Origin of the sequence: Victivallis sp. (genome assembly GCF_048170485.1) — a bacterium.
In the GTDB taxonomy this organism is placed as follows: Bacteria; Verrucomicrobiota; Lentisphaeria; order Victivallales; family Victivallaceae; genus Victivallis.
This window is the reverse complement of the sequence record NZ_DBEXAY010000152.1, coordinates 1-3,613: the sequence shown is the minus strand read 5'-3', so window position 1 is coordinate 3,613 and position 3,613 is coordinate 1. Positions and strand designations below refer to the sequence as shown.

Below are 3,613 nucleotides of genomic sequence, written 5' to 3'. Positions count from 1 at the left end.
TCCACATCGGTAAGTATAGATTCCGCAAGACAGTATGTCAATCCGAAGGCGGATTACAAGATCATGTTTCATGTGGTTCGGAGCCGCAGCGGGGCGTTCATCGGGCAGCACTCCTGGATCAATACGGACAAAGAGGTGCTTTTTGACCGGAAATGCAAATTCCGCGCTTTACAACCGTGGGAACCGGGTTATATTAAAGAGGACGTCGTAAAAGACGGCTTCCGTCATATAGCCATTGTGGAGGTGTGAAAATGCGACTGGATGATTACGTGATAACGGAACGAGATGAACGTCGTCTCGCAGCCGCACTTTCCGACCCGGAAACGAGAAAACGGGTTGAACAGTCACTCGACGAGGCATACAAAACCCTGCATTGGCGGATTCAGCACGAGGGTTACGTGCTCCGCCCGGAAGATGTTCCCGCTTATCAGCAGTGGCTGGCGAAGCATCCGGAATTCCGCGACACCTCAAAACTGTAATCCCTGAATAAAAACCGGGCGGCCGAAGCCCTGTATCGTACACGCTGGTGAAATACCCCGCGTGTTTTTTCGTGTCTTTTTTGCAGGAGGAAGTATGAAAATCCGCTTTTCCGTTGATCTGCGCGAGTTGCTCGACGCCGAGGCGAAAATGGCGCTGGAATCCCGGCTCCCCGAATTCGCCGCGAAAACGCTCGAGGTCTCCATGCGCGATCGCGCGGAGAGCAACGCCAGAAGCAAGATCGGCAACGGCGGGTTCGGCCAGGAACTCGCCGAGGGGATCCGCACTCGATCCGACGGTGCGGAGGTCGTCATCGATCACGTAAGCAACGACACAAACCATCTCGCACAGCACGTGCACGAGGGGGGCGTCATCCGGCCGCGAAACAGCCGGTTTCTCGCAATTCCGATCGATCGTTCAATATAGCCACCTTTTAAAACTCTGCAAGCACCCGCTGTGTTGCGTAGAGTAAAGAAGAGGGGCACTTCTTGTGGGTGCCCCTGGGGAAATTTCGATCGGATTGGTTCCGCACTCAGGCGGGGAGGGGCGCCGGACGGTTGAACTCCTTGGCGTAAAGCTTGCGGGCCGCCCGTTCCACCCTGCGCCAGAAGTGACGGTCGTCCCGGAGCGTCTCCCGCAGAGTTCGCCCCGTGTAGTTCTTCATGAACCGGTAGAGATCACGCCGGGTGAGACCGCAGTCCATCGCCGAAAAATAGAGCCCCGCGACATCCTTGACCCGGTAGCGGAAGGGTACGGCCGGACGAATTTCCGCCCGGTGCAGGTCGATGACATACAGCCGGGGCAGCGGCGTCTCCTCCGTCGCACGGTCGAGCAGAAAGTGACACAGATAGCAGTCCCGGTGATTGACGCCGCCGCGATGCATCGTCCCCGCCGTCTCCGCCAGCGCGGCGGTGAGCGCCGCCCGGCGACGGAACGGCGGCGGATTTTCCCGCCAGTCGCGGCAGTAATCCTCCAGACTGACCATGTCCAGCAGTTCGGCCGTGACCAGAAACGATTCCAGTTTCGCCGGATTCCAGCCCCGGCAGCCGTAGGCGGCAATCGTCATCGTATCCAGCCCCAGCAGTTCGAGGCGGCGGATGGCCCGGTATTCGTTGGCGGCGCCGAGCACCGGCTTCTTCCCCATCAGCAGATTTTTGAAGATCTCCCGCCACCCGACGCCCCGGTGCACCTTGGCGAAATAGCCGCGTCCGGCAACTTCAAAGCGGAAGGTCCGGCGGCTTTTGACCTGGCGGAAAATCTCCCCTTCGGTCTTCTCCAGTTCGGCGAAGGGGTCTTTCCCCTCCCATTCCCGGCTGAATACCGGATCGAGTTCAAGGGTCTGGCTCATCACTCCGGCTCCTTTTGTTCCGGGCGTTCAGATCCGGTCCAGGCTGGAATCGGCAAGAACGTTCCGGTAATCCAATTCATCCAGCTGCCGCTGCAGGCGGCGGCGTGCGGCGGGTTTCGACGTCTTCCGGTCGCCCGGCTGCGGATTGAGAATCATCGTCGCATGGTTCAGGTGGCGCAGGTAGTTCCCCAGCTCACGCGACTCCAGAAAAAGCATCTTGTACCCCTGCTGCACCAACATCCGGTGCAGCGAGTGACCGGCGGTGTCCCCGTCGAAAAAGCCGTTGGTGTGTTTGCGCACCAGTTCGGTGCGGTAGAGCGCGCAGTGACTGCGGAGGTAGCGATCCTCCACCTTCGCCTTCTTGCCGAGAAGCCGGCGGAAGAAATCCTCGACCTTCTTGCCGAACTGCTTGAATGCGGAGACCTGTTCCAGTTTCCAGCTGCCCACGCCGGCGACGGTTTCGTCACCGGAAATCTTCCCGAACAGAAAATCGAGCCAGCGGTCGTCGCAGATCAGCGTGTCGGTGTGCATGACCAGCACGTAGGGGGTGGTCACCTCCTGCAGGGCAAGATCGAGGGCGCGGGCGTGCATCTCCGGCCCCTTTTCCGCGGCGGCCTCCGGGCGTTCGATCAGCCGGATCCAGTTGACGTTGCGCAGATAATCGAGCGACTCGTCGTTGGAGGCGTTGTCGATGACGATCACCTTCACGCGGCCGAGGTCGGTGTGGCGGCGCAGCAGCCGCAGACAGAGCCGGGTCATTTCCGGCGTTTTATAGTTGGGAATGAGAATGGAAACTTCTGCTTCAGCCATGGCCTTCCCCGGGTTGAACGTTACTGAATTCGAATGTAATATACACCGGGCGCGGCGGATTGACAAGCTGACGTGCGCGAATTTTCCACCGATATCCGGAATGCCCTTCTTTTTTGAAAATTTTCCGGAATCCGGGTTGATACTCCGCCGTCGCTGTTGTATACTTGACGGGGAACGGCAACCGGGGGCCGGTTCCGGGCGGAACCGGTTCTTGAACTCTAGAGAAAAGGGAGACGGCATGTACCTCAATTACAGAAATTTTTCCGTGGAGTTCGCTGAGGATTCCGGCAATTTCCAGTGCTTTTACTCCGCGCCGGGCGAAGCGCGGGAGACTCTCTTCCTTCGCGACGGAACCATGTACGTCACCTCCGGAGGGCGACGCATTGAGATCGCCTCCTACCGCTCCCGCCGGCGGGAGATTGTCCCCTCGCTCGAATGCCTGACCGGAACCGTCTCCTACTCCGACGGCCCCGCGGGAGCTCCCGATCTGGCCGTCACCTTCCGACTCGACGGGAAAAGCCTGCGGTTCGGTATGACGGCCCGCGCCGATCTCCACGTGAGCGGGTTGCTGGTCTGGGGAGCGGAGCCGGAGCGTTCCACCTTCGGCGTCCGGCTCAACGACGGCGGCGACCGGGTGCTCCGCGCCGCCTGCGGCCCGGCGGTGGCCTCCTGCGACGACGCCTTGTTCGACCGGCTCACCGACCGGGCGCTTGAGTTCCGTTCCGCCGGGTCGTTCCGGGTCCGGTACGACTGGGAGGCGGAGAGCTACCGCTTCGACTACGTCAACGGGCTGGATTTCGGACGGGAGTTCACCTTTTGTGTGCACGAGGAGTTCTGCCGGCGGAGGTTCAACATTCCCTACGCGCCCATCTGCAAGAGCCACGGCTTTGAAACGCCTCCCGCCGGCTGGATGAGCTGGTACGCGCTCCAGTTCGACACCTGCGCCCGGAACGTTCTGGAAAACGCTGAAAAACTGGT

General features: G+C 60.3%; 6 protein-coding genes. 4 read left to right on the top strand and 2 right to left on the bottom strand.

The window, feature by feature from the left end; genetic code table 11:
• The 3 genes from ACMLHG_RS07900 to ACMLHG_RS07890 form a co-directional block, all read left to right on the top strand.
• Positions 1 to 249, top strand: a 249-nt coding sequence (locus ACMLHG_RS07900; RefSeq protein ID WP_417170152.1) for a hypothetical protein, incomplete at its 5' end; no start/stop codon positions are given.
• A gap of 2 nt (positions 250 to 251) precedes the next feature.
• Positions 252 to 479, top strand: coding sequence for a hypothetical protein (locus ACMLHG_RS07895; protein WP_295812882.1), 228 nt, complete (start codon positions 252 to 254; stop codon positions 477 to 479).
• A gap of 94 nt (positions 480 to 573) precedes the next feature.
• A complete protein-coding gene (locus ACMLHG_RS07890) occupies positions 574 to 903 on the top strand; it encodes a hypothetical protein (protein ID WP_295812884.1) in 330 nt (109 codons plus the stop codon).
• A gap of 106 nt (positions 904 to 1,009) precedes the next feature.
• Here ACMLHG_RS07890 and rfaP read toward each other — a convergent pair whose 3' ends face one another.
• Positions 1,010 to 1,825: a lipopolysaccharide core heptose(I) kinase RfaP gene (gene rfaP / locus ACMLHG_RS07885; RefSeq protein ID WP_294432987.1), complete on the bottom strand. Its 816-nt coding sequence runs from the start codon at positions 1,823 to 1,825 to the stop codon at positions 1,010 to 1,012.
• 27 nt (positions 1,826 to 1,852) lie between these two features.
• Entirely contained in the window at positions 1,853 to 2,635 is a 783-nt protein-coding gene (locus ACMLHG_RS07880; protein WP_294432985.1) for a glycosyltransferase family 2 protein, read from the bottom strand.
• A gap of 238 nt (positions 2,636 to 2,873) precedes the next feature.
• On the opposite strand from ACMLHG_RS07880, the gene ACMLHG_RS07875 reads away from it, so the two are divergent.
• A partial coding sequence (locus tag ACMLHG_RS07875) for a hypothetical protein (RefSeq protein ID WP_417170151.1) occupies positions 2,874 to 3,613 on the top strand: 740 nt, incomplete at its 3' end.